The sequence below is a fragment of the Stenotrophomonas sp. AN71 genome, assembly GCF_050435725.1.
GTDB lineage: Bacteria > Pseudomonadota > Gammaproteobacteria > Xanthomonadales > Xanthomonadaceae > Stenotrophomonas.
Map to the genome: position 1 here is coordinate 1 of NZ_JBNDKU010000017.1, position 23671 is coordinate 23671.

16 protein-coding genes and 1 riboswitch are annotated in these 23671 nt (G+C 67.7%); of the genes, 6 read left to right on the forward strand and 10 right to left on the reverse strand.

Annotated elements, in window-relative coordinates:
• Positions 1 to 398: 398 nt before the first annotated feature.
• From ABH900_RS19360 to ABH900_RS19375, 4 genes are all read right to left on the reverse strand, one after another.
• On the reverse strand, positions 399 to 2372 hold the full coding sequence (locus ABH900_RS19360) for an AsmA family protein (RefSeq protein WP_429624797.1): 1974 nt from the start codon (positions 2370 to 2372) through the stop codon (positions 399 to 401).
• A gap of 82 nt (positions 2373 to 2454) precedes the next feature.
• Positions 2455 to 3093 carry a PAQR family membrane homeostasis protein TrhA gene (gene trhA, locus ABH900_RS19365; RefSeq protein WP_429624798.1) on the reverse strand — a complete coding sequence of 213 codons (639 nt, stop codon included), beginning with the start codon at positions 3091 to 3093 and terminating at the stop codon, positions 2455 to 2457.
• Between the two features lie 187 nt (positions 3094 to 3280).
• The gene (locus tag ABH900_RS19370) at positions 3281 to 4885 is read right to left on the reverse strand and encodes a peptide chain release factor 3 (RefSeq protein ID WP_429624799.1); all 1605 of its coding nucleotides are present in this window, start codon (positions 4883 to 4885) and stop codon (positions 3281 to 3283) included.
• A gap of 66 nt (positions 4886 to 4951) precedes the next feature.
• Positions 4952 to 5839 (reverse strand): M23 family metallopeptidase, encoded by an 888-nt coding sequence (locus ABH900_RS19375; protein ID WP_429624801.1) that lies wholly within the window; start codon positions 5837 to 5839, stop codon positions 4952 to 4954.
• Between the two features lie 159 nt (positions 5840 to 5998).
• Positions 5999 to 6117, forward strand: a riboswitch (SAM riboswitch).
• Between the two features lie 77 nt (positions 6118 to 6194).
• On the opposite strand from ABH900_RS19375, the gene metX reads away from it, so the two are divergent.
• The 3 genes from metX to ABH900_RS19390 are packed head-to-tail and all read left to right on the forward strand — an operon-like array spanning position 6195 to position 9522.
• Complete coding sequence (gene metX / locus ABH900_RS19380; RefSeq protein WP_429624802.1) at positions 6195 to 7226, forward strand: homoserine O-succinyltransferase MetX; 1032 nt, start codon at positions 6195 to 6197, stop codon at positions 7224 to 7226.
• On the forward strand, positions 7223 to 8458 hold the full coding sequence (locus ABH900_RS19385; protein WP_429624804.1) for an O-succinylhomoserine (thiol)-lyase: 1236 nt from the start codon (positions 7223 to 7225) through the stop codon (positions 8456 to 8458). The genes metX and ABH900_RS19385 overlap by 4 nt, the downstream gene beginning before the upstream one ends.
• On the forward strand, positions 8455 to 9522 hold the full coding sequence (locus ABH900_RS19390; RefSeq protein ID WP_429624805.1) for a homoserine dehydrogenase: 1068 nt from the start codon (positions 8455 to 8457) through the stop codon (positions 9520 to 9522). Before ABH900_RS19385 ends, ABH900_RS19390 begins: the two co-directional genes overlap by 4 nt.
• Positions 9523 to 9598: 76 nt before the next feature.
• On the opposite strand, the gene ABH900_RS19395 is transcribed toward ABH900_RS19390, so the two are convergent.
• Positions 9599 to 10594, reverse strand: a complete 996-nt coding sequence (locus ABH900_RS19395; RefSeq protein WP_429624807.1) for an alpha/beta fold hydrolase — start codon at positions 10592 to 10594, stop codon at positions 9599 to 9601.
• 92 nt (positions 10595 to 10686) lie between these two features.
• Positions 10687 to 12069, reverse strand: coding sequence for an L-serine ammonia-lyase (locus tag ABH900_RS19400; RefSeq protein ID WP_429624809.1), 1383 nt, complete (start codon positions 12067 to 12069; stop codon positions 10687 to 10689).
• 99 nt (positions 12070 to 12168) lie between these two features.
• On the opposite strand from ABH900_RS19400, the gene ABH900_RS19405 reads away from it, so the two are divergent.
• On the forward strand, positions 12169 to 12396 hold the full coding sequence (locus tag ABH900_RS19405) for a glutaredoxin family protein (RefSeq protein WP_429624811.1): 228 nt from the start codon (positions 12169 to 12171) through the stop codon (positions 12394 to 12396).
• A 79-nt stretch (positions 12397 to 12475) separates the two neighbouring features.
• Here ABH900_RS19405 and ABH900_RS19410 read toward each other — a convergent pair whose 3' ends face one another.
• The 3 genes from ABH900_RS19410 to ABH900_RS19420 are packed head-to-tail and all read right to left on the reverse strand — an operon-like array spanning position 12476 to position 14265.
• A complete protein-coding gene (locus tag ABH900_RS19410; RefSeq protein ID WP_429624812.1) occupies positions 12476 to 13048 on the reverse strand; it encodes a YceI family protein in 573 nt (190 codons plus the stop codon).
• A gap of 3 nt (positions 13049 to 13051) precedes the next feature.
• Positions 13052 to 13624 carry a cytochrome b gene (locus ABH900_RS19415; protein WP_429624813.1) on the reverse strand — a complete coding sequence of 191 codons (573 nt, stop codon included), beginning with the start codon at positions 13622 to 13624 and terminating at the stop codon, positions 13052 to 13054.
• The gene (locus ABH900_RS19420; protein WP_429624814.1) at positions 13621 to 14265 is read right to left on the reverse strand and encodes a YceI family protein; all 645 of its coding nucleotides are present in this window, start codon (positions 14263 to 14265) and stop codon (positions 13621 to 13623) included. Before ABH900_RS19420 ends, ABH900_RS19415 begins: the two co-directional genes overlap by 4 nt.
• A 165-nt stretch (positions 14266 to 14430) precedes the next feature.
• On the opposite strand from ABH900_RS19420, the gene ABH900_RS19425 reads away from it, so the two are divergent.
• Positions 14431 to 17973: an ATP-binding protein gene (locus ABH900_RS19425; RefSeq protein WP_429624816.1), complete on the forward strand. Its 3543-nt coding sequence runs from the start codon at positions 14431 to 14433 to the stop codon at positions 17971 to 17973.
• A gap of 96 nt (positions 17974 to 18069) precedes the next feature.
• Entirely contained in the window at positions 18070 to 21597 is a 3528-nt protein-coding gene (locus ABH900_RS19430) for an ATP-binding protein (protein ID WP_429624817.1), read from the forward strand.
• Between the two features lie 664 nt (positions 21598 to 22261).
• On the opposite strand, the gene mdtD is transcribed toward ABH900_RS19430, so the two are convergent.
• Positions 22262 to 23671 (reverse strand): multidrug transporter subunit MdtD, encoded by a 1410-nt coding sequence (gene mdtD / locus ABH900_RS19435; protein ID WP_429624818.1) that lies wholly within the window; start codon positions 23669 to 23671, stop codon positions 22262 to 22264.

Sequence of the window (23671 nt, forward strand, 5' to 3'; positions counted from 1 at the left end):
GGGGGGGGGGGGGGGGCCCCCCCCCCCCCCAAACCCCCCCGGGGGGGGGCCCGGGCCCCCCCCCCGGCCCCCCCCGGCCCCCCCCCCCCCCCACCCTCCGCCTCTGGACACGTTCCTGCGAGCGCGGCGCATACATGCGCGGTGCCTTGCCTTTGGTAGCTGCCAACCCTGGTTGGCAACAGCTTTTGACTTTGCTTTTTTCTTTTGACTTTGAATTTCGCTCTCGTTCCGCGCGCGCAGGAAGCTGTCAAGAGGGGGACGGGTGACGCAGGCAGGACCGTTGGCGCCATGGATGGCGCCATCGAGCCTACAGGGACGTACTTGCGGCGTGTCCTGCCTGCGTCACCCGCCCCCCTCAAGCCACGATCAATGCAGGCGCCGCGAACAACGCTGTAAACCTACTTCGCATACTGCCCACCGCAGTCGGCATCCTTGCCCGGCCCCAGCTCGATGGTCGCCAGCAATGCCGCCGGCGGGGCGATGCTGCCCAATGCCAATGCCACTGCACCGCGCAGGCCCAGTGCCTTGAAGTCCGGGCGGAACGACGGGTCCTTGAAGGTGCCCGCTATGTGCAGCGGTGAGCGCAGCACCAGGATGCTCTTGTCCTTCGGGCGTGGCTTCAGCAGCAGGTCGAGGGTTTCGTCGCGCAGGCTGACGGTGCCTTCGCCGATGATGATCGTGTCGGTGGTGTCCACCGCCAACGCTTGGCTGGTCATCAGCCCGTCGCGCACGCCGAAGTCGGCGAAGGCGCAGCGCAGCGGGATTTGTCGGTCACCAGTGACGAGGAATTTCAGCGATTCGGTGATGTCCAGGCCGGCCAGTTCCATCACCAGGTTGCCGACATGGCCGCGACCCATGGCCAGGCCGACCTTGCCGCTGCTGCTGCCCAGCATTGCGGCAATGGAGTTCCCGCGGCCGCTCAGGTCGATTTCACCGCCGATGCCGCCCTTGGCCTGCTCGGCCAGCTTCGCGTCGGGGAACAGCTGGCCCAGCTGTACACCGCGCACGCTGGCCTTCAGCGCGGTGCTGATCTGTGGTTGTCGCGCGTCCATGCGGATCGTGCTGCGGATATCACCGCCGGCCACGCCGAAGTTCAGCGGATCCAATCGCAGCAGACCGTCATCCAGCAGGAGGTGCGCGTCCATGTCGTCCAGTGGCAGCGAGGGCGCATTGATGCGGTGCGCTTTCCAGCGTACGTCGGCATCCATCGCGCGCAGCTTGCCCAGGTTGTACGGCGTGTCGGGAAGCACCCGGGCACGCGCGGCAACGCGGGCGGCCTCGGCCTTCTGCTCCGCGTTCGCGGTTTCACCGCTGCCGGTCTTCGGTGGCGCGCCGATGAAGCCGGCCAGGTCGTCGAAATCCAGACGCCTGGATTCCAGCGCGGCGGTCAGCTTGGGCCGTGTGCCGCCGACATCGAACTGCAGGTTGCCGCCGAGATCGCTGTCGCCGACCTTGCCGGTGAAGGCGTCGTAACGCCAGAGGTTGTGGTCACGCTTGAGGCGGCCGTTCAACGCATAGGGCGGCGAGGGAGGAATGGCGATGCCGAGCAACGGGTACAGGTCAGCCAGATCCTGCCCGCTGAGCGCGAACTGCAGGTCGAACACACGCAGCTGGAATGGATTGGTGAGCGTGCCACTGGCCACCGCGTGGGTGGCACCGGCGCGGCCGTCAAGATGGATGCGGAACGGGTGATCGCTGTCGGTCAGCTCCAGCGGTGATTCCGTGCCTCCGCTCAGGGTGAACGGATTACCCTGCCAGTGGCCCTTTCCCTGCATCTGCAAGGGCGGCGCGGCGTCGGCCTGCTTCGGCCGCCCGCTGCGCACGTCCATACGGATGTCGGTGCGGCCGAGCGCATCGAGGAACTGCAGGCGTCCGTCGTCGATGCGCAGGCGCTTGAGCTGGAGGCTGCTGCCGCCGGAATTGTCGCCGAGGAAATTCCAGTTGCCCGGATCGCCCTTGCGTGGAGCGGTTTCCAGCAGCAGGTCCGGTCGTGTCAGGCGCACCTCGGGCAGCTGCACGCTGCCGCGCAGCAGGGGCCACACCCGCACGTCGATCTCGACGCGGTCGGCGCTGGCCATGCTCGGCTGCTTCGCCCAGCGGGCATTGGCGAAGGTGATCGCATCGGCGCGGATCGTACTGGTGCGGCCGAGATCGACATCCAGATGGCCGATGTGCAGCGCACGGCCGGTGCGTGCCTGCACGGCCCGCTCGACCGGGCCCTTGAACCAGTTCCAGTCCCACAGCGCGACCAGCAGCAGGATCGCCGCGAGCAGGAAGATCAGCGCGGCCAGCCAGCGCTGCCCGCGTGGGCCGGGGCGACGCAGGCGCGAGCGGGAATGGCGCGAGGTGGCAGGGGAGGCGGCAGCATTCACGCCGTCATGGTTGCCCCGTCATCGTGGACGGGGCGCGAAGCGTTCATGTGCACGGCGTGCAGGCCCGCGCGCGAGCCTGCGTTTACAGCACCTGCATGGTGACCGCGACGAAGTGGCAGACGCTGCCGCCGATCACGAACAGGTGCCAGATCGCGTGCGAATAGGGGATCGATTCGCGGTGGTAGAAATAGGTGCCCAGCGTATAGGACAGGCCACCGGCCAGCAGCCAGCCCAGGGTCCAGCCATCGATCGAGGCCAGCATCGGCTTGACCGCGACGATCACCAGCCAGCCCATCGCCACGTAGATGGCGGTGGACAGGCGCTTGAAGCGGCCGGTGTAGAACAGCTTGAACACCACGCCGGCCAGGGCCAGGGTCCAGATCGCAGCAAACAGGCCCCAGCCCCACGGGCCACGCAGGCCGATCAGGGTGAACGGGGTGTAGGTGCCGGCGATCAATACGTAGATCGCGCAGTGGTCGAACACCTTCAGCCGGCCCTTGGCGACCGGGTGCTGGATGGCGTGGTAGAGGGTGGAAGCGGTGTACAGCAGCAGCAGCGCAATGCCGAACACGATGGCGCCGGCCAACTGCCAGCCATCGCTGTAGATGGCGGCCAGGGTGATCAGTACCGCGCCGGCGCCCAATGCGAACACGGCACCGAGGCCGTGGGTCAGCGCGCTGGCGATTTCTTCGCGGATCGAAGCAATGGAAGTCGTGGACATGGCGTGGGCATCGTTCGCGGGAGGGGGAGCCGCTCCCCCCTATCATCGCCGCGATGGCCGGCGCGTGCACGCCGGTCACCGTATGGTCGCCATGCCGGGGTCAGAGCCCTTTCCTGGCGGAAAGGGATCCGAGCCCACTGGCAGTAGATCCACGCCATGCGTGGATGAACCGCCCGGACGCGCAGGTTCAGCCCGCCGACACGGTGTGCGCGGCTTCGCGGGTGGCCGAGAAGCGCACGTCCGGCGCGCGTTCCTGCGCCAGCTGCAGGTTGACCCGGGTCGGCGCCAGGTAGACCAGGTGGCCGGCGGCATCCAGCGCCAGGTTCAGTGCGTTCTTCTCGCGGAACTCTTCCAGCTTCTTTTCATTGCTGCAGTGGACCCAGCGCGCGGTGGTCACGCTGACCGGCTCGAAGGTGGCTTCCACGCCGTACTCGTCCTTCAGACGATAAGCGGCCACGTCGAACTGCAGCACGCCGACCGCACCCAGGATCAGGTCGTTGCTGGTCAGCGGGCGGAAGAACTGGGTCGCGCCTTCCTCGGACAGCTGGGCCAGGCCCTTCTGCAGCTGCTTGAGCTTGAGCGGATCACGCAGGCGTGCGCGACGGAACAGTTCCGGGGCGAAGTTGGGGATGCCGGTGAAGGTGACCGCTTCGCCTTCGGTGAAGGTATCGCCGATGGAGATGGTGCCGTGATTGTGGATGCCGATCACATCGCCCGGCCACGCCTCGGCGGCGATCTCGCGATCGCTGGCCATGAACGTCAGCGCATTGGCCAGCTTCATCTCCTTGCCGGTGCGCACGTGGAAGGTCTTCATGCCGGCGCTGAACCGGCCCGAGCACACCCGCATGAATGCCACGCGGTCACGGTGCTGCGGGTCCATGTTGGCCTGGATCTTGAACACGAAGCCGGTCAGCTTGTTCTCCTCCGGGGCGATCTCGCGGCCGGTGGTGGAACGTGCCTGCGGCGACGGCGCATGCTCGATGAAGAAGTCCAGCAGCGGCTGTACGCCGAAGTTGTTCACGCCCGAACCGAAGAACACCGGGGTCTGCTTGCCGGCGCGGTAGGCCTGCAGGTCGAACGGGTGGCTGGCGCCCTGCACCAGTTCCAGCTCGTCACGCAGCTCGGCCAGCATCTGTGCACCGATCTTCTCGGCCAGGCCGGGGGCATCGATGGACGGGAAGATGGTGGAGTCCTGGCGGGTGAAGTTGCGGCCCGGTTCGTACAGGTGCACTTCGCCGGTCAGCAGGTGCACAACGCCCTTCAGGCGCTGGCCCATGCCGATCGGCCAGGTCACCGGTGCGCACTGGATGCCCAGCACGGTTTCCACTTCATCCAGCAGCTCGATCGGGTCCTTGCCCTCGCGGTCGAGCTTATTGATGAAGGTCATGATCGGGGTATCGCGCAGGCGGCACACTTCCATCAGCTTGATGGTGCGCTCTTCCACGCCCTTGGCCACGTCGATCACCATCAGCGCCGAATCCACCGCGGTCAGCACGCGGTAGGTGTCCTCGCCGAAGTCGGCGTGGCCGGGGGTGTCGAGCAGATTGACGATCTTGCCTTCGTACGGGAACTGCATCACCGAGGAGGTGACGGAGATGCCGCGTTCCTTTTCCAGCGCCATCCAGTCGGAGGTGGCGTGGCGGGCGGCCTTGCGGCCCTTGACCGAACCGGCCATCTGGATCGCGCCTCCGAACAGCAGCAGCTTTTCGGTCAGCGTGGTCTTGCCGGCGTCAGGGTGGGAAATGATGGCGAAGGTGCGGCGACGCGACGCTTCGGTTGCGACTTCGGACATGGCAGTGGCGCCCGCCCGGGGCGCTTTTCAAAGAGATAAGCGCCCGATTATACCGGCCGGGGCCGCTCAGCGCCCGGTGCCGCCGTCGGCCTCGCCCTGGCGGGCGAACTGCAGCTGGCCCTGCTCGGCGAAGATGCGTACCGGCACCGAGCGCAGGGCCATACCCCGGTTGACCTGCACCACGAAGTGCAGGTGCGGTGCACTGCTGTAGCCGCTGTTGCCTGACAGGCCGATCGGCTGCCCGGCCTGCACCGCCTGGCCGCGACGCACCCGCATGCCACCGGCCTGCAGGTGACCGTACAGGGCCATGCTGCCGTCGCTGTGCAGCACGCGGACGAAGTTGGCACGGCCACTGTCGCGTTCGCGGTCCAGGCCATGGCCATGGAAGCCGTCCTGGATCTGCATCACGGTGCCCTCGCGCGCAGCCAGTACCAGCGTGGCCTCGGGCAGCGCGAAGTCCACGGCGTCGCGGTTCTCCTCGTCATCGTGGCTGAACCGGCCCTGCGGTGCCTGGTCCACGCGCAGGCGGGCGGCATCGAACGGCACGCGGTAGGCAACGTCCTCGGCCTGCGCGGATGGATTGCCAGGGACCGACTGCATGCGCAGATCCAGCGTGCGGCCGTTGAGCGGCGCGGGCAGGTGGCCAACCACCAGGCTGCCGTCGCCCTGGATCAGCGACGTCACCGGCAGGCCGTCGACCGGGTGTCCGGGTGCGGCGCGCAACTCGATCTGCAGCGGCCCCGCCAGCCCGTTGTCGATGCGGGCCTGCCATTGCTCACCCACCGGCTGCAGGCGCAGCTGGGCCATGGGGTGTGCCTGCTGGGCGGTGGGGCTGCTGTCGGCGCGGGAAACGGCCTTGTCGACCAGTCCCCAGCCCTGGCGCCAGTCGCCAGCGTGCGCGGTCGTGCTTGCCAGCAGGGACAGCAGCAGGCAGGTCAGGGGCAGACGCGGCATTGATGGATCCAGCAGGGAGGCCGCCGCGACTCTACCCGATCCTGAACGGAGCGGCCGCGACCGGGTACGCGGAACGACAGGGAGGCACTCATGGAAAATATTCATCTCTCCATCCGCATGAAGGGATTGACAGTGACGAAAGGGGCTGGCATCGTGGCTCCACCATCGAGACCGGCAGAGGGACAGGCCCTTTGAAGCCGGGGCAGCCCGCGGACGTGAAAGCGTCGGCGTAGGTGCCAAATCCTGCGGGGACCGTGGTGTCTTCCGAAAGATGGTTCGAACCATGCACTGCACGTGCATTTCGAACGCGGGCCCCGCGAAGGCTCGATGGCCGATTCCCCAACCGGATCCCGCCATGAGCTTCGCCACCAGCACCGTCGTTCGCCCCGAACCCTTTGTCCCCGTCAGCGTGCCGGTCGAAGACCGCGTGCATGCCGAGCGCGGTGAGTTCGCCGCGGTGCTGTCGATGCGTCACGCCGGTCCCAGCCCGCTGCGCCTGCGCTACGAATGGGTCGGCCCGGCCAACGCGCCGGTGGTGGTGCTGGCCGGTGGCATCTCCGCACATCGTCATGTGGCGTCCAACGCGCAGTTTGCCGAGAAGGGCTGGGCCGAAGACCTGGTCGGCAGCGGCCGCGCGCTGGATCCGCAGCAGCTGCGCGTGCTGGCATTTGATTTCATCGGTGCCGATGGTGCGCTGGACGTACCGATCGATACCGCCGACCAGGCCGATGCATTGGCGTTGCTGCTGGATCACCTGGGCATCCGCACGCTGAAGGCCTTCGTCGGCTACTCCTACGGCGCGCTGGTCGGCCAGCAGTTCGCGATCCGCCACCGCTCGCGGGTGCGCCAGCTGGTGCTGGCCAGCGGCGCGCATCGCCCGCATCCGTATGCCGCGGCCTGGCGCGCACTGCAGCGTCGTGCGGTTGCCCTTGGCCAGCTGCAGTGCGGCGAGGACCACGGCCTGGCCCTGGCGCGGCAGTTCGCCATGCTCAGCTACCGCACGCCGGAAGAGTTCGGCGAACGCTTCGATGCCGCGCCGGAAGTCATTAATGGCCGCGTACGCGTGGCCGCCGAGGACTATCTCGATGCTGCCGGTGCGCAGTACGTCGCGCGTACACCGGTGACCGCCTACCTGCGCCTGTCCGAATCGATCGACCTGCATCGCGTCGACCCCACCGCGATCCTGCCGCCGACCGTGGTGGTTGCCGTGGAGGGTGACCGCCTGGTGCCGCTGGCTGATCTGGTCGGCCTGGTCGAGGGGCTGGGACCACGCGGCAGCCTGCGCGTGCTGCGCTCGCCCTATGGCCACGACGCCTTCCTCAAAGAAACCGATCGCATCGACGCGATCCTCGCCACCGCCTTCCGCACTTCTGGAGAGTCCGCATGAGCCTGCACGCCACCGAGCCGTCCTGTAGTCGCACCACCGCCGCCGTCCGTGCCGGCATCGATCGTGACACCGCGCATGGCGCGGTCACTCCACCGATCGTGCTGTCGTCGAACTTCAGCTTCGAAGGATTCGGCAACAAGCGCCAGTACGATTACACGCGCAGTGGCAACCCCACCCGCGATCTGCTGGGTGAAGCACTGGCCGAGCTGGAAGGGGGCACCGGTGGTGTGATCACTGCCACCGGCATGGGCGCGATCAACCTGGTGCTGAACGCACTGCTGCAGCCGGGCGATACGCTGGTGGTGCCGCACGATGCCTATGGTGGCAGCTGGCGCCTGTTCAACGCGCTGGCGAAGAAGGGTCACTTCGAACTGGTCACCGCCGATCTGACCGATCCGCGCGCGCTGGCACAGGCGCTGTCCACCCAGCCGAAGCTGGTGCTGGTGGAAACGCCGTCCAATCCGCTGCTGCGCATCACCGACCTGCGCTTTGTCATTGATGCCGCGCACAAGGCCGGTGCACTTGTTGTGGTGGACAACACCTTCCTGTCGCCGGCGCTGCAGCAGCCGCTGTCGTTTGGTGCGGATCTGGTGCTGCACTCCACCACCAAGTACATCAACGGCCACAGCGATGTGGTGGGTGGCGCGGTGATCGCGCGCGACCCGGCAGTGCATGAGCAGCTGGTGTGGTGGGGCAACGCGCTGGGCTTGACCGGGTCGCCGTTCGATGCCTTCCTGACCCTGCGCGGCCTGCGCACGCTGGACGCCCGACTGCGCGTGCACCAGGAGAACACCACGTCGATCGTCGCGCTGCTGGACCAGCATCCGGCCGTCGGCAGAGTGTATTACCCGGGCCTGGCCGATCACCCGGGCCATGCCATCGCCGCCCGTCAGCAGAGCGGCTTCGGCGCCATGCTGTCGTTCGAACTGGCGCACTGCGCCGGTGACGATCCGCACGCAGCGGTGCGGGCGTTCGTCGACGGCCTGCGCTGCTTCACCCTGGCCGAGTCACTGGGCGGCGTGGAAAGCCTGATCGCCCATCCGGCGACCATGACCCATGCGGCAATGACCGTCGAAGCGCGTGCGGCGGCCGGCATCAGCGAGGGCCTGCTGCGGCTGTCGGTCGGCATCGAGGCAGAGCGTGACCTGCTGGCCGATCTCGGCGATGCGCTGCAGCGTGCCGAAGCGGTGATCGATGCGGCTGCGCGCCGCAAACAGGCGGTGGATGCATGAGCGCGCTTGCCGCTGACATTCCCGCGCTGGGCGCAGGGCGCCTCGCGCTGCTCGGCACTGGCACGGTGGGCTCGGCGTTCGTGCAGCGCTACCAGGCGCTGCAGGCGCGTGGTCTGGAACTGCCTGGCGTGCAGTGGCTGGCCAATTCGCGCACCGCGCTGGCGATCGATCGCGATCTGGCGCTGCCGCTGGAACTGGCGCGGCGCGCACCGCGCGAAGGCCACAGCTCGCCGCCGTGGGCCAGCGCCGAGGGGCTCGAGCGTGGCGATGTGGTGGTCGACGCCACCGCCAGTGAAGATGTGGCCGCACGCCACGTGCAATGGCTGGCGCGCGGCGTTCATGTGGTGACGGCCAACAAGCTGGGGCGGGGCGCGCAGCTGGCGCGCGCGCAGGCGATCGCCGAGAGTTGCGCCGACAGTGGTGCGCGCTACGGAGACAGTGCCACGGTGGGCGCCGGCCTGCCGCTGTTGAGCAGCCTGCGTGCACTGGTGGCCGGTGGCGACCATATCCATGCCATTGAGGGCGTGCTGTCCGGTTCGCTGGCCTGGCTGTTCCACCGCTATGACGGCCGGTCGCCGTTTTCGGTGGCAGTGCGCGAGGCGTTGGCCGCCGGCTATACCGAGCCTGATCCGCGCCTGGACCTGTCCGGCGAAGACGTGCGCCGCAAGCTGCTGATCCTGGCCCGCAGCAGTGGCCTGGCGCTGGATGCTGCGCAGGTGCAGGTGGATTCGCTGGTGCCCGAGGCGCTGGCAGCACTGCCGCTGGACGAAGCAGTAGCTGCGCTGGAACAGCTGGATGCGCCGCTGCAGGCGCGCTGGCGGCAGGCGCGCGACAACGGCCGTGTGCTGCGTTTCGTTGGCCGTGTCGATGGCGAGGGCGCGCAGGTGGGCCTGCGCGAACTGCCGCCCGATCACCCGCTGGCACAGGGCGCGGGCACCGACAACCGCGTGGCCATCCACAGCGATCGCTATCAGCGCCAGCCGTTGTTGATCCAGGGACCGGGTGCGGGTGCGGAAGTCACCGCCGCCGCGTTGCTGGACGACGTGCTGCGTATCGTCGGGTGACGGATCGCCGGGCATGGCCCGGCGCTCCCCGTGCCGATCCTGGTAGCGCCGGGCCATGCCCGGCGGACAGGAAACCTCAACGCGCCTTCAACGCCTTCAACAACGCGGCATTGAACTGCTTCGGGTCCTGCACCTGCGGCGAATGCCCCAGTTCATCGAATTCGACCAGTGTCGCGCCGGGAATTGCGGCTGCCGCGGCCTTGCCGAGCGCCGGATAATTGCCCAGCGTGGCCTTCACCGCTGGCGGTGCCAGGTCGCGGCCGATCGCGGTGCGGTCCCTCTGGCCGATGAACAGCGTGGTCGGCACGTGCAGGTTCTTCAACTCGTAGACCACCGGCTGGTTGAACACCATGTCCGAGGCCAGCGCCTGGCTCCACGCAACGGCCGGCTTGCCCGCGCCTTCGTACATGCCCGCCTGCATCCGTGCCCACGGTTCGTACGCCGGCTTCCACTTGCCGTCGTAGTACACGTCCAGCTGGTAGCGGCGGATGCTGTCATAGCTGATGTTCATTTCGCCTGCGTACCACGCATCCACGCTTCGCCAGGGCACGCCCAGTGCTTTCCAGTCTTCCAACCCGATCGGGTTGACCAGCGAGAGGCTGCGCAGGTCCTGCGGGTACATCAGCGCGTAGCGCACTGCGAGCATGCCGCCCATCGAATGGCCGACCAGATGCACCGGGGTATCACCCAGCTGAAGGTGCTGCAGCAGCGCATGGGTGTTGTCTGACAGCTGCGCGAACGAGTACTGGTAGCGCTCGGGCTTGCTGGACTTGCAGAAGCCCACCTGGTCCGGTGCGATCACCCGGTAACCGGCCGCCAGCAAGGGTTTGATGGATTCCTTCCAGGTTGCCGCGCAGAAGTTCTTGCCATGCAGCAGCACCACCACGCCGACAGGCGCCTTCTTCGGCGCGATGTCCAGGTAGGCCATCTCCAGCGGTTGCCGCTGCGATTCCAGCGTGAAGATCCTTACCGGATAGCCATAGTCGAAACCCTCCAGCCGCGGCCCGTAGGTCGGTGCAGCGGCGGCGGACAGCGGAAGACAGGCGAGCAGGGCGGCAGCGATCACACGCATGGGGCGGTCCGGGGCAGGGGAGACCCGAGCCTAACCGCAATGTGGTGACGGCGCCGTTCTGCGTAGAGCCAGGCCATGCCTGGCGGCTGCCCTCAGCACTCGATGACGTTCACCGCCAGGCCGCCACGGCTGGTTTCCTTGTACTTGTCCTGCATGTCGCGGCCGGTGTCGCGCATGGTCTTGATCACCTTGTCCAGCGACACCTTGTGCTTGCCGTCGCCGCGCATCGCCATGCGCGAGGCGTTGATCGCCTTCACCGCACCCATCGCGTTGCGCTCGATGCACGGGATCTGGACCAGGCCGCCGATCGGATCGCAGGTCAGGCCGAGGTTGTGCTCCATGCCGATTTCCGCGGCGTTCTCGATCTGGCTCGGATTGCCGCCCAGGGCGGCGACCAGACCGCCGGCTGCCATCGAGCAGGCCACGCCCACTTCGCCCTGGCAGCCCACTTCGGCGCCGGAGATCGAGGCGTTTTCCTTGTACAGGATGCCGATTGCCGCCGAGGTCAGCAGGAAGTCGAACACGCGCTGTTCGTTCGCACCCGGGCAGAAACGGTCAAAGTAATGCAGCACCGCCGGCAGCACGCCGGCCGCACCGTTGGTCGGCGCGGTGACCACGCGGCCACCGGCGGCGTTTTCTTCATTAACCGCCAGCGCGTACAGGTTGACCCAGTCCAGCGTGGTCAGCGGGTCGCGCATCGCCGCTTCCGGCTTCGACGACAGTTCGCGGTACAGCGCCGGTGCACGACGGCCGACCTTCAGCCCGCCCGGCAGCACGCCTTCCTCGCGGATGCCACGCGCCACGCACGACTGCATTGCGCTCCAGATCTCGCGCAGGTTCTGGCGGATCTCCTCTTCGCTGCGCCAGCACTTCTCGTTCTCGAACATCAGCTGGGCGATGCTCAGGCCGCTGCGCGCAGTCTGCGCCAGCAGCTCGTCGCCGCTCTTGAACGGGTAGGGCAGCGGGGTTTCGTCGGGCACGATGCGGTCATCGGCCGCGTCGTCCTGGTTGACCACGAAGCCGCCACCGACGGAGTAGTAGTCGCGGGTGGCGATCACTTCGTCCTCGGCGTTGTACGCGGTGAAGCGCATGCCGTTGGTGTGGTACGGCAGCTTCTGGCGCTTGTTCATGCCAAGGTCGCGCTTCTCATCGAAGGCGATCTCGTGCTGGCCCATCAGCTGGATGCGCTTGCTGCTGCGGATGCGCTCCAGGGTGGCCGGGATGATGTCCGGGTCGATCAGGTTCGGCCGCTGGCCTTCCAGGCCGAGCAGGATCGCCTTGTCGGTGCCATGGCCGCGGCCGGTCAAGGCCAGCGAGCCGTAGACATCGGCGCGGATGCGCGCGACCTCGTGCAGGCGGCCCGGGTCGAGCAGCCAGCGATGGATGAATCGCTCGGCGGCCTTCATCGGCCCGACGGTGTGCGAGGAACTCGGACCAATGCCGATCTTGAAAACGTCGAACGTGCTGACAGCCATGGTTGCCAAACTGCGGGTACCGGACAAGCGGCTATTCTAGCGGCTTGCCGGGCCATCCGATGGCTGCGGCGCAGCATTTCCGCCACGGGAGCCCTGCCGGTGTTGACCCTGATCCAGCGTGACGATTGCCACCTGTGCGACATGGCCGTGGCCGAGCTGGCCAAAGCGCGGGCGCCGGAGTTCGAATCGGTGTTCCTGGATGACCAGCCGGCGCTGGAAGCACGCTATGGCGCGCGGGTGCCGGTGCTGCGTGACGAGGCCGGCGGCCGTGAGCTGGACTGGCCATTCGACGCGGCCGGGGTGCAGGCCTGGTTGGCCGCGGGTTGAATCCGCCGGGCATGGCCCGGCGCTACCCTGTGTCACCGTCCTGCGGTAGCGCCGGGCCATGCCCGGCGGCAGGCCCGTCTTATTTCGCGTCGAACTTCACGATCGTGCTGATCGCGGTGTCGTCCGGAATGGTCTTGGTGTCGGCCCAGTCACCGCCGCCCACGCCGAAGTCCAGGCGCTTGACCGTGGCCTTGCCGGTCAGCACCGGCTGGGTGCCGGGCTTCCAGGTGAAGGTGAGGGTGACCGGCTTGCTGACGCCGCGCAGTTCCAGGGTGCCATCGGCGGCGAACTGGTCGTTGCCCACGGCGCGGAAGCCCTTGGCGGTGTATCGCGCGGTGGCGAACTTGCCGACATTGAAGAAGTCGGCGCCCTGCAGGGTCGAGTCGCGGTCGGTATTGCCGCTCTTCGCGCCGGCCAGCGGAATCACCACGTCCAGTGAACCGGCGGCGGGATTGGCCGGGTCGAAGCTGAGCTTGGTCGCAAAGCCCGGGAAGCTGCCGGTGAACACTTCGCCGTCGTACTTGGTGGCAAACACCAGGATCGAGCCGGCACCCGGGGCCTGCGCGTAGTCCGCGGCGAGCGCCGGGGCGGTGGCCAGCATGCCGGCCAGGGCGGCGGCCACGGCGGCCGGAGTGGTCAGTTTCAGGTTCATCGGTCAGTCCTTCTGAGGGGAGGCGAGCCAGCCGCGCGGCAACATGCGGGACAACGTTGCATCGCGCTGGAACAGGTGGTGGTAGAAGGCAGCGCCGGCATGGGCCAGCACCACCGCGATCAACAGCCAGAAGCCGTATTCGTGGATGGCATGCGACACCGCCACGACCTGCGGGTCCGGGCCGCTCAGCTTGGGCACGTCGACCAGACCGAACCAGCGGAACGGACGCAGGCCACTGGCCGAGTCGTACAGCCAGCCCGACAGCGGGATGGCGAACATCAGTACATAGAGCAGCACGTGGGTCGCGCTGGCGATGCGTTCCTGCCAGCTGGGGATGCCCGGCACCGGTTTCGGGGCGCCGGCGTAGACGCGCCAGCCGAGGCGGAATAGCACCAGCGCCAGCACGGTGATGCCGATCGATTTGTGCGCGGTATAGACCCAGAAGTATTTGGGCGTCTTGGGCAGTTCACCCATGAGCAGGCCGACCACGCCCAGGGCGAGGATCAGCAGTGCGATCAACCAATGCAGGATCTGGCTGACACTCCCCCAGGCGGCGGGGGTGTTCTTGGCGGTCATGAAGGGTCCTTGGGGGCCGTCGTGTGGTCGGAGTGCGGAACGGGAGCGGGAGTTCCCGGGGTATCGCTGCGGTCGAGGGTGGCTTCAGCTTCAATTCTTACCTGTACCGCGTCACCGATGACACCGGGCCAGGCGGTGATGCCGAATGCGCGCCGGCTCAGCGTGGTGCTGGCGGAAAAGCCGGCGGTACGCCGGAATGGCGGCAGTGGATAGCGCTTGATGGCGTTGAGCGTCACCTCCAGGGTGACTTCCTGGCTGACCCCACGCAGGGTCAGCGTGCCGATCACGTGCGCACGCTTGGCATCGATCGGTTCCACCCGGCTGGAGACGAAGCGCGCCTTCGGGAAGCGCTCGCCATCGAGCAGACTGCGCGCCAGCGTGGCCTGGTTCCACTTGGCGTCGCCAAGGTCCAGCCGCGACACCGGCACCTCCACCTCCAGCGTGGCGTCGCGCCAGTTGTCGGCATCGAACAGCAGGCGTCCCTCGCTGCCGGAAACCGTGCCCATCGCCTGCGAGTAGCCGGCGTGGTCGATGGAGAACAGGACCCGCGTATGCACCGGATCGAGGCGATAGGCGTCAGCGGCCGCCCAGGCGGGGGCGGTGGCGAGCAGCATCGGCAGCAGGGCCAGGCAGGGACGCATCGATGGCGGGCTCCGGGAAGGGGACGTTGCGATCATACGCACAGCCCCCCGCCAACGTTGCGTGCATGGCTGCAACAGTTCGTGGTGGCTCTGCCTGTGGAAACAGGCTGTTGCAGCGATGAACCCGGCCCTGTGTGACAATCGGCCCAGGACAGGGGGTTCAGGATGACGAGCGGCTGGCGCCGGTGGTGCCGTGGCATCGCAGGTATGGGATTGCTGCTGATGGCGATGGCCGCGGCGGCTGCGACCTTGGACATGGCAGAAACACCGCGCCTGCGCCGTTTCGGTGCCGCTGAGGGCTTGCCGTCGCGCATGGTGGTTGCGCTGGCCGAGGACCGCCAGGGCCACATCTGGGCGGCCACCGATGGCGGCCTGGCCCGCTACGATGGCAGCCGCCTGCGGGTCTGGGAGCACGACCCGGAACAGGCGGGCTCGCTGCCGGGCAACGAGATCGAGACGCTGCTGGTCGATCCGCTGGACCGGGTCTGGGTGGGCATCAACGGCAAGGGCGTGGCGCGCCTGGATGCCGACCGCGAACGCTTCAGGACCTTCGATACGGTCAATGCGCAGTGTCAGGGCCAGTTCTGGGCGTTGGCCTACGCCGACGACGCGCTGTGGATCGGTACCAACAACCATGGTGTGTGCCGGCTGGGCGAAGATGGCAGCGTGCGCCTCTATGCACACGACCCGGCACGCTCGGGCGGGCTGCCCAGCAACAGTATTTTCACCAGCCTGGTCGATGCCCGGGGCCGACTGTGGGTGGGCACTGAAGCCGGTGTGGCGCGCTGGAATGGCAGCGGGTTCGAGCCGGTGGCAGCGCGGGAACTGGGCGCGCTGAGCGTGCTCCGCCTGAGCCGTGATGCGGAGGGTTCGATCTGGGTGGGCAGCCAGAACGATGGCCTGTACCGCATCGATGCGCAGGACCGGGTCAGCCGCCCTCGATGGGCCGACAGTGGCCAGCTGCGCTCGGCGCTGGTGCTGGCCGATCGCCAGGGCGGCTATTGGGCCGGCACCTCCGATGGCCTGTTGCGTGGCGATGCGGCGGCGCTGCGCCGCCTGGAGGGCGATCGCGGCAGTGGCTTCCTGACCGCGCACAGCGGCGTACTCGACCTGCTGCAGGACCACGAGGGCGGATTGTGGGTGGCGCTGCTGACCCAGGGCCTGGCCTATCTGCCACCGGATTGGCGGCGTTTTTCGATCTGGAACCAGCTCGACGGCAAGCCGCTGGACAGCCAGTACCTGCTGAGCGCGGCCAGCGATGGGCAGAACTACTACGTCGGCTCGGCCCGTGGCGTCTACCAGCTGGATGCACAGGGCACCCTGCGGCTGCTCGCCAGCGATCGGCAGCTTGGCAGCGGCGTGGTGTGGTCGGTGTTGCCGCGCCCGGATGGGCGGCTGTGGCTGGGACGTGGCGGCCGCATCACCGAGTACGATCCGGCCACCGGCAGACTGCAGGATTGGCGGATCGACGGCAGTGCCGACCTGCGCCAGCGCATCGACCTGATGCGGCAGGCACCTGATGGCACGGTCTGGGTGTCGGTGATGGGCCTGGACCTGCAGCAGCGCGATGCGCAGGGCCGCCTGCTGCACAGTTATCCGCTTGAGCACTTCCGTGGCACGGCCGATGCACCGATCGAGCAGATCCGCTTCGATGCCCAGGGCCGGCCCTGGGTAATGGGCGACATGGGCATCTGGCGTGAGCAGGCCGGGCGCTTCGAGGCGGTGCCGGGCGTTTCGCGCGGCCCGATCTACGACCTGGTGTGGGTCGATCCGCAGCAGTTGTGGCTGGCGCGCCAAGGGGCATTCGAGCGCTACCAATGGGATGGCATGAGCCTGCGCCTGATCCAGCGCATCGATGGCAGTGCAGGCGTGCCACCGGTCACCATGGGCGGACTGGCCTTGGCCGCCAATGGCCAGCTGTGGGCCACCACACCACGCGGCCTGCTGCGCTGGGACCCAAAGGCGCGGCGGCTGCAGCAGTTCAACGAGCGTGATGGCCTGTCCGATGCCGAGTTCACCGGCCGGCCGCCGGCGGTGAATGCCGATGGCCGTGTGCTGGCTGTCACCCAGACCGGACTGGTCGCCTTCGATATGAATGTTGCCGACACCGTGCTGCCGCCGTCGTCGCTGGTGATCGCCGAGGTGCGCGTGCGCCGCGATGATGCGCGTGGTTGGCAACCGTTGCCGCTTACCGGCATCCTGCTGCTGGGGCCGGACGATCGCGACCTGCAGATCGATGCGCGCCTGCTGTCCTATGCCAGCCCGCAGGGCAACCGCTACCGTTTCCGCGTACAGGGGTACGATCAGGATTGGGTGGAGCAGGGCGGTGACGGCCAGCGTACGCTGTCACGCTTGCCCACCGGCAGTTACCTCATCGAGGTGCAGGCAGCGACCGCCAGCGGCGCGTGGACACCCTCGCAGCAGCTGCAGGTGAAGGTGCTGCCGCCATGGTGGCGCAGCGGCATGGCGATCTTCGGCTACATCCTGCTGGGGTCACTGCTGCTGGTGATCCTGGTCTGGTCGATCCGCGCACGCCTGCGGCGCCGCCAGCAATGGCAGCTGACCGTGCACAAGCAGCAGCTGGCCGAACAGGCCTCGCAGGCCAAGAGCCGCTTCCTCGCCACGCTGGGGCACGAGGTGCGCACGCCGATGACAGGCGTGCTGGGCATGAGCGAGCTGCTGCTGGCTACTCCGCTGGATCCGGTGCAGCGCGGTTATGCCGGCTCGATCCAGCAGGCCGGCAGCCACCTGCTGCGGCTGGTCAACGATGCCTTGGATCTGGCCCGCATCGAGGCCGGGCGATTGGAACTGGACCTGCGTCCGTTCGATCTGGTGGACCTGCTCGACCAGGTGCAGGGCCTGATGCAGCCGATGGCGAACCAGCGCCAGCTGGAGTTCCAGCGCGGTGAGAATCCGCCCGGCCCGATCAGCGTCAGTGGTGATGAGATGCGCGTGCGCCAGATCCTGCTGAACCTGCTTGGCAACGCGATCAAGTTCACCGAGCGCGGCCACGTTGGCCTGGCCGTGCACCTGGATGACAAGAGCGGCGTGTGCTTCGACGTGCATGACAGCGGCCCGGGCATCAATGCCGAGCAGCAGGAGCGCCTGTTCCATCGTTTCGAGCAGGCCGACGGCCCGCGCACGGCGTCGCGTTATGGCGGCAGCGGGCTGGGCCTGGCGATCTGCCAGGAGCTGGCGGTGGCGATGGGCGGACGTATCGAAGTGGACAGCCAGCCCGGCAAGGGCGCGCGCTTCCGCGTGCGCCTGCCATTGCCGTGGACCCGGCAGGCGGCCGGAGTGGCCGGCGAGTCGGCGACGTTGCCGGTGCTGCCACCGCTGCGCATCCTGCTGGTCGAAGATGACGCCACCGTGGCCGAAGTCATCGCAGGCCTGCTGCGCGGACGCGGACATGACGTGGTGCATGTGCTGCACGGTCTGGGCGCATTGGCGGAGATCGCCACCGATGGCTTCGACGTGGGCCTGCTCGATCTCGATCTGCCGGCGCTGGATGGCACCGCCATTGCCCGCCAGCTGCGCACCATGGGCTATGAACTGCCGTTGGTGGCGGTGACCGCACGCTCCGATGCCTATGCCGAGACACAGGTGCTCGCCGCTGGATTCGACGGTTTCCTGCGCAAGCCGGTCACCGGTGATCTGCTGGTGGCCGCCATCGCCCAGGCCCGTGCAAAACGCCAGACCACAGCGTGACCGTGCCGGCGCCGGGCGTGAACGGCGCGACTTTCGGTTTACCATGCCGACGCCCGCAGCGCGGGAATCATCAGGACCAGCGTGAGGAGGCAATCGGTGGTGTATCTGCGGGCGGCGATGCTGCTGCTGGTCCTGCTGTGCTGCGTGTCGCCCGTTGCGGCGCAGCCGGTACCTCCGAGTCCGCGACAGGTGACGGTGTTCGATGGCTTGCCGTCCAATACCGTCAACCGCATGGCCGAAGACCGTTATGGCTATCTCTGGATCGCCACCAACGATGGCCTGGCCCGCTACGACGGGCGCACCTATCGGGTCTGGCGCTCGGAGGATGGGCTGCGCGACAACCGCATCTGGACGGTGATGGTCGATGCCCGCAACCAGTTGTGGATCGGTACCGAGAATGCCGGCCTGGTGCGCATGTCGGCCGATCGCCGGCAGCTGCACTTCTACGACCGCAGCAGCCAGCCATTGATGGGCACCAACACCATCTGGAGCCTGGCCAGCACGCCCGATGGCTCGATCTGGTTCGGCACCCATGAAGGTGGGTTGTACCGGCTGGACAGCCACGACCGCCTGCAGCGCTTCCTGCCTGAACCGAACAATCCGCGCAGCCTGCCCTCGTCGTCGGTGCCTTATCTGGCCACGCTCGCCGATGGCAGTCTGTGGATCGGAACCAAGCACGGCGTGGCGCGCTGGACCGGAACCGACTTCGAGCGCATCGGCGCGGACGTCATTCCCAGCCAGTTGATCAACGGCCTGACGGCCGATCCCGATGGCAGCCTGTGGATCAGCACGATGGCCGGTGCCACGGTGCGCCGCCCGGATGGTCGCTTCGAGGCACCGCCATGGAAACTGCCGCCGGGCGAGCAGGTGCTGGGAATGATGCTGCGCGATGAGCAGGGCGGGAACTGGCTGGATACCCGCAGTGGGCTGGGGCGTGCGGTCGATGGCCAGTACCAGACCGTGCCGTTGTACAGCACGATCGCGCGTGGGCCGGTACGGCCGAACTGGGCCGGTGCCTATGAAGACCGTGAAGGCGGCATCTGGCTGGCCAGCACCAATGCTGGCCTGTGGCATCTGCTGCCGCGCTGGTGGCAGTTTTCGGTACTGTCGCGGCTGGAGGACGATCCCACCTCGTTGCGCAATGCCCTTGTGCTGGGCACCAGCCCGTCCAGCAACGGCGGCGTCTGGACGGTGGGCAGCCATGGCGCGCTGGACCGCTTCGACCCAAGGACCGGCAAGGTCGAGCAGCACCGCACCTGGGTCAACGGCATGTATTGGCTGACGTCGGTGCGTGAAGACCGCCGTGGTCAGGTCTGGATCGGGTCGACCGATGCGCTGTTGCGCTACGACCCGCAACGACGCGAACTACGCCGCTGGGGACGCGAGGCGGGCGACGATGCGCCGATGGAAGGGGTCATCGAGGCCATGATGACCTGCGATGGCGACAGCCTCTGGTTGATGCTGCCTGCGGGGTTGCAGCAGCGCGACCTCGACGGGCACCTGCGGCGCCAGCTGGACAATGGCCAGCGAGGACTGCAGCAGGGCCAGCTCAACCTCGACGTGGAATGCGGACCACAGGACCACATCTGGCTGGCCAGTAGCCGTGGTCTGCTGCAATGGCTGCCGGAGAGCGAACGGTTCCAGCCGGTGCCGGGTGCACCGGCAACCGCGATCCATGCGCTGCATGTGGGCCGCGATGGCCAGGTCTGGCTGTCCGAGGACGGTCGCCTGTCGCGCTACCGCTGGAGCCAGGGGCGCCTGGAACGGCAGGCAGTGGTTGGTGCGGAGCAGGGCTATCCAGCCATCTCCGCCTCTGGCCTGGTGGTTGACGCCCAGGGGGTGGCCTGGGCCACCAGTGCGCGCGGCCTGGTACGGGTCAGCGCCGACGGGCAGAGCGTGCGCCTGTATGGCGTGCACGATGGGCTGCCAAGCCAGGAGTTTCGCGAGCACACGCTGATAGCCGCCGCCGATGGTCATCTGGTGGCCGGTACGGCCGCCGGCGCGGTGGTGTTCGACCCGGAGCAGGTACGGCCTTCGGTGCGCCGCGCACCGTTGGTGATCGAGCGGGTGGAAGTGCGTCGCAACGAGCAGGTGCTGGACATGACCCATGATGTGCCGTTGCAGATCGCCGATGGCGACCGCGACCTGCGCATCGTCGCGCGGCTGCTCTCCTTCGCCGATTCGGCCTCCAACACCTACCGCTATCGCCTGGCTGGCTACGACCCGGATTGGGTCGAGGTCGGCCCGGCCGGCGAGCGCCTGTTCTCGCGCCTGGCGCCCGGCAGCTATCGGCTGGAAGTGCAGGCGCGCTCGGCTGACCACGTCTGGTCGCGGGTGCAGAGCCTGGAGTTCCGCGTGCAGCCGCCGTGGTGGCGCAGCCTGTCCGGCCTGCTGGTGCTGGCGTCGATCGCATTGCTGCTGACCAGCTGGTTCGCCTGGCTGTATCGCCGTCGCCTGCAGCGCCGCCATGCCTACCAGTTGGCGCTGCACAAGCAGGAACTGGCCGAGCAGGCCTCGGCGGCCAAGACCCGCTTCCTGGCCAACCTCGGCCACGAGATCCGCACGCCGATGACCGGCGTGCTGGGCATGAGCGAGCTGCTGCTGTCCTCGCCGCTGGACCCGCAGCAGCGCGGCTACACGCAATCGATCCGGCATGCCGGCGAGCATCTGCTGCACCTGGTCAACGATGCGCTGGATCTGGCCCGGATCGAATCGGGGCGGCTGGAACTGCAGTCCAAGCCATTCCCATTGAATGGCCTGCTGCGTGACCTGGCTGCCCTGATGGGCCCGCTGGCCGCACAGAAGGGCCTGCGCTTCAGTCTGGACAACCAGCTGCCAGCAGGCCTGCAGGCCACTGGCGATGCCATGCGCGTGCGCCAGATCCTGCTCAACCTGCTGTCCAACGCGGTGAAGTTCACCAGCCGCGGCACCATCACCCTGCATGCGCGCTGCGATGGCGAACTGCGCGCGCTGCAGTTCGAAGTGCGCGATACCGGTCCGGGCATCAGCCAGGAACAGCAACAGCGCCTGTTCCGACGCTTCGAGCAGGCCGATGGTGCACGTACGGCGGCGCAATACGGTGGCAGCGGCCTGGGCCTGGCGATCTGCCGTGAACTGGCACAGGCGATGCAGGGGCGCATCCAGGTCGAGAGCCAACTCGGTCGCGGTACCTGCTTCGGCGTGACCCTGCCGTTGCCGCTGGTGGTGGACAGCGATGCCGAGGCGGCCGCCGAGACCCATCGTGATGATGTGGCGAACATGCCACCGTTGCGGGTGCTGCTGGTCGAGGACGATGCCACCGTGGCCGATGTGATGCGCGGACTGTTGAGCGCACGCGGGCATGAGGTGGTGCATGCCGGGCATGCACTGGCGGCGTTGCGCGAGATCAGTGCCGGTGATTTCGATGTCGGCCTGCTGGATCTGGATCTACCGGGCCTGAGCGGCTTCGAGCTGGCGCAGCACCTGCGCAACCAGGGCTACATGTTGCCACTGCTGGCGGTGACTGCGCGCACCGATGCGGACCTGCAGCAGCAGGTGGAAGCGGCTGGCATCGGCGGCTTCCTGCGCAAGCCGGTGACCGGTGAGCTGCTGGTGGAAGCGATCGCCAGGGTAATGGGACGGTAGGGGGGCGGCAGGGCCTGCGGCCCTGCACCTGCCGAAGCAAAAGCAAAAGCGGAATTCCTGGGAAATGGTGGGGTGGGTCCGGTTGCGGGGGACGCCGTGAATTCCCCTCCGGGGTCCGGCCCAGCCGCTGGCGGCTGTGCGTTCGGGCGCTTGCGAAGCAGTGCTTCGCAAGCAAAGCGCCCTCACCCATGTAGGCTCGGTCGCGCCTTGCTCGTGTGCGCTGTCCTGCGCACACGGCAAGACCGGGGTTGGGCGTCCTGCCCAATCCGCCCGAGGCATGCCTCGGGCCCATGGCGCTCACGCCCCCGCAACCGGACCCACCCCGCCTTCGACAGAATTCCGCGATCTGTCGGAACGGCGCTTGGGGTCAGATCCGTTTTCCGCAGGAAAACGGATCTGACCCCAGATTCAATTCGATATCTGACAGATTTGATCCACGCATGGCGTGGATCTACCGGACACAGGAAACTGTCAGAGGCGGGGAGGTGTCGGAGTGCGGGGTGTCAGCCGCATGGATGCGGCTGCCAAGCCTACACGGACGTACTTGCGGCGTCCCCGCACTCCGACACCTCCCCGCCATCCCACGGAATGCCCGCTTTTGATGTTGCTTCGGCCGTTGCCGTTGCCTCCAGTGGGTGCAGGGCGCAGCCCTGCCGAACCCCCTTCACTCCGCGACGTGCTCGACCTGCCGCGGTTCGGGCTTGGTGTCGGGCAGCTGCCAGAAGATCATCGTCGAGGTCAGCGTGATCGCACCCACGCACAGGAACGTGGCATGCAACGCCGCGGTGGCGTCGGTGCTGTCCAGATGATTGCCGAATGCCGCCAGCAGGCTGCCGGCGGCCGCAGCGCCGAAGCCGGCGGCGAGCATCATCACCATCGACAGCAGGCTGTTGCCGGAACTGGCGAACTCGCGGTCGAGGTCGCGCAGGGTCACAGTGTTCATCACGGTGAACTGCAGTGAGTTGACCGCACCGAAGAACGCCAGCTGCAGCAGGCGCCAGGCGAGGGGCTGGTCCGGCGTCATCAGGATGAAGCTGGCCATTGCCAGGCCCACCAGCACCGTGTTGATCATCAGCACGCGGCGGTAGCCGAAGCGCTCCACCAGCTTCACCGCCAGCTGCTTGGAGACCATGCCGGCGGCGGCCACCGGCACCATCATCAGACCGGCGTTCATCGGCCCCAGCCCGAGGCCGACCTGCAGCAGCAGCGGGATCAGCATCGGCATGGCGCTGCTGCCGATGCGCGAGAACAGGTTGCCGAGGATGCCGATGCGGTAGCTGGGCACCCGGAACAGCGCCAGCGAGAACAGCGGTGCGGTGGAGTTGGCCGCGTGCAGCCAATAGCCGACCAGGGCGGCCAGGCCGGCGACGGTCATCAGCATCACCAGTGCATGCGGCGCGCCCAGGCCGGAGATGCCGTCCAGTGCCAGCGAGAGAACGACCATCGCGAACGCCAGCATGATGTAGCCGCGCAGATCGAAGCGGGTGCGGTGGCTCGCGTAGTGGTCGGGCATGATCTTCATCGCCGCGATGAAACCGATCACGCCGATCGGCAGATTGATCAGGAACACCCAGTGCCATGAGGCGATCTCGACCAGCCATCCGCCCAGCGTCGGGCCGATCAGTGGGCCGACCAGTGCCGGAATGGCGATGAAGCTCATCGCGCGCAGGAAGTCCTCGCGCGGTACCGAACGCATCACCGCCAGGCGGCCGACCGGCAGCAGCATCGCGCCGCCGATGCCCTGCAGCACGCGCGCGCCGACCAGCTGGTGCAGATGCTGGGCCAGCGCGCATGCCAGCGAGCCGAGCGTGAACAGGATGATCGCCACCAGGAAGGTGCGGCGGGTGCCGTAGCGGTCGGCGATCCAGCCGGAGGCAGGAATGAAGGTGGCCACCGCCAGCGCATAGCTGAACACCACCGACTGCATCTGCAGGGGGCTTTCGCCCAGGCTGGCCGCCATCGCCGGCAAGGCCGTGTTGACGATGGTCGAGTCCAGCATCTGCATGAAGATCGCCAAGGACACCAGCCACAGCAGGGGACGCTGGCGGTTGTAGGTCGATGACGATGTGGGCAT

What these genes read in the sequence shown, in the direction of transcription:
- ABH900_RS19415 (WP_429624813.1), bottom strand. Translation starts at nt 13,624, where the DNA reads ATGACCGCCAAGAACACCCCCGCCGCCTGGGGGAGTGTCAGCCAGATC.
- metX (WP_429624802.1), top strand. Translation starts at nt 6,195, where the DNA reads ATGAGCTTCGCCACCAGCACCGTCGTTCGCCCCGAACCCTTTGTCCCC.
- ABH900_RS19400 (WP_429624809.1), bottom strand. Translation starts at nt 12,069, where the DNA reads ATGGCTGTCAGCACGTTCGACGTTTTCAAGATCGGCATTGGTCCGAGT.
- ABH900_RS19370 (WP_429624799.1), bottom strand. Translation starts at nt 4,885, where the DNA reads ATGTCCGAAGTCGCAACCGAAGCGTCGCGTCGCCGCACCTTCGCCATC.
- ABH900_RS19425 (WP_429624816.1), top strand. Translation starts at nt 14,431, where the DNA reads ATGACGAGCGGCTGGCGCCGGTGGTGCCGTGGCATCGCAGGTATGGGA.
- ABH900_RS19410 (WP_429624812.1), bottom strand. Translation starts at nt 13,048, where the DNA reads ATGAACCTGAAACTGACCACTCCGGCCGCCGTGGCCGCCGCCCTGGCC.
- ABH900_RS19390 (WP_429624805.1), top strand. Translation starts at nt 8,455, where the DNA reads ATGAGCGCGCTTGCCGCTGACATTCCCGCGCTGGGCGCAGGGCGCCTC.
- ABH900_RS19420 (WP_429624814.1), bottom strand. Translation starts at nt 14,265, where the DNA reads ATGCGTCCCTGCCTGGCCCTGCTGCCGATGCTGCTCGCCACCGCCCCC.
- trhA (WP_429624798.1), bottom strand. Translation starts at nt 3,093, where the DNA reads ATGTCCACGACTTCCATTGCTTCGATCCGCGAAGAAATCGCCAGCGCG.
- mdtD (WP_429624818.1), bottom strand. Translation starts at nt 23,671, where the DNA reads ATGCCCACATCGTCATCGACCTACAACCGCCAGCGTCCCCTGCTGTGG.
- ABH900_RS19375 (WP_429624801.1), bottom strand. Translation starts at nt 5,839, where the DNA reads ATGCCGCGTCTGCCCCTGACCTGCCTGCTGCTGTCCCTGCTGGCAAGC.
- ABH900_RS19395 (WP_429624807.1), bottom strand. Translation starts at nt 10,594, where the DNA reads ATGCGTGTGATCGCTGCCGCCCTGCTCGCCTGTCTTCCGCTGTCCGCC.
- ABH900_RS19385 (WP_429624804.1), top strand. Translation starts at nt 7,223, where the DNA reads ATGAGCCTGCACGCCACCGAGCCGTCCTGTAGTCGCACCACCGCCGCC.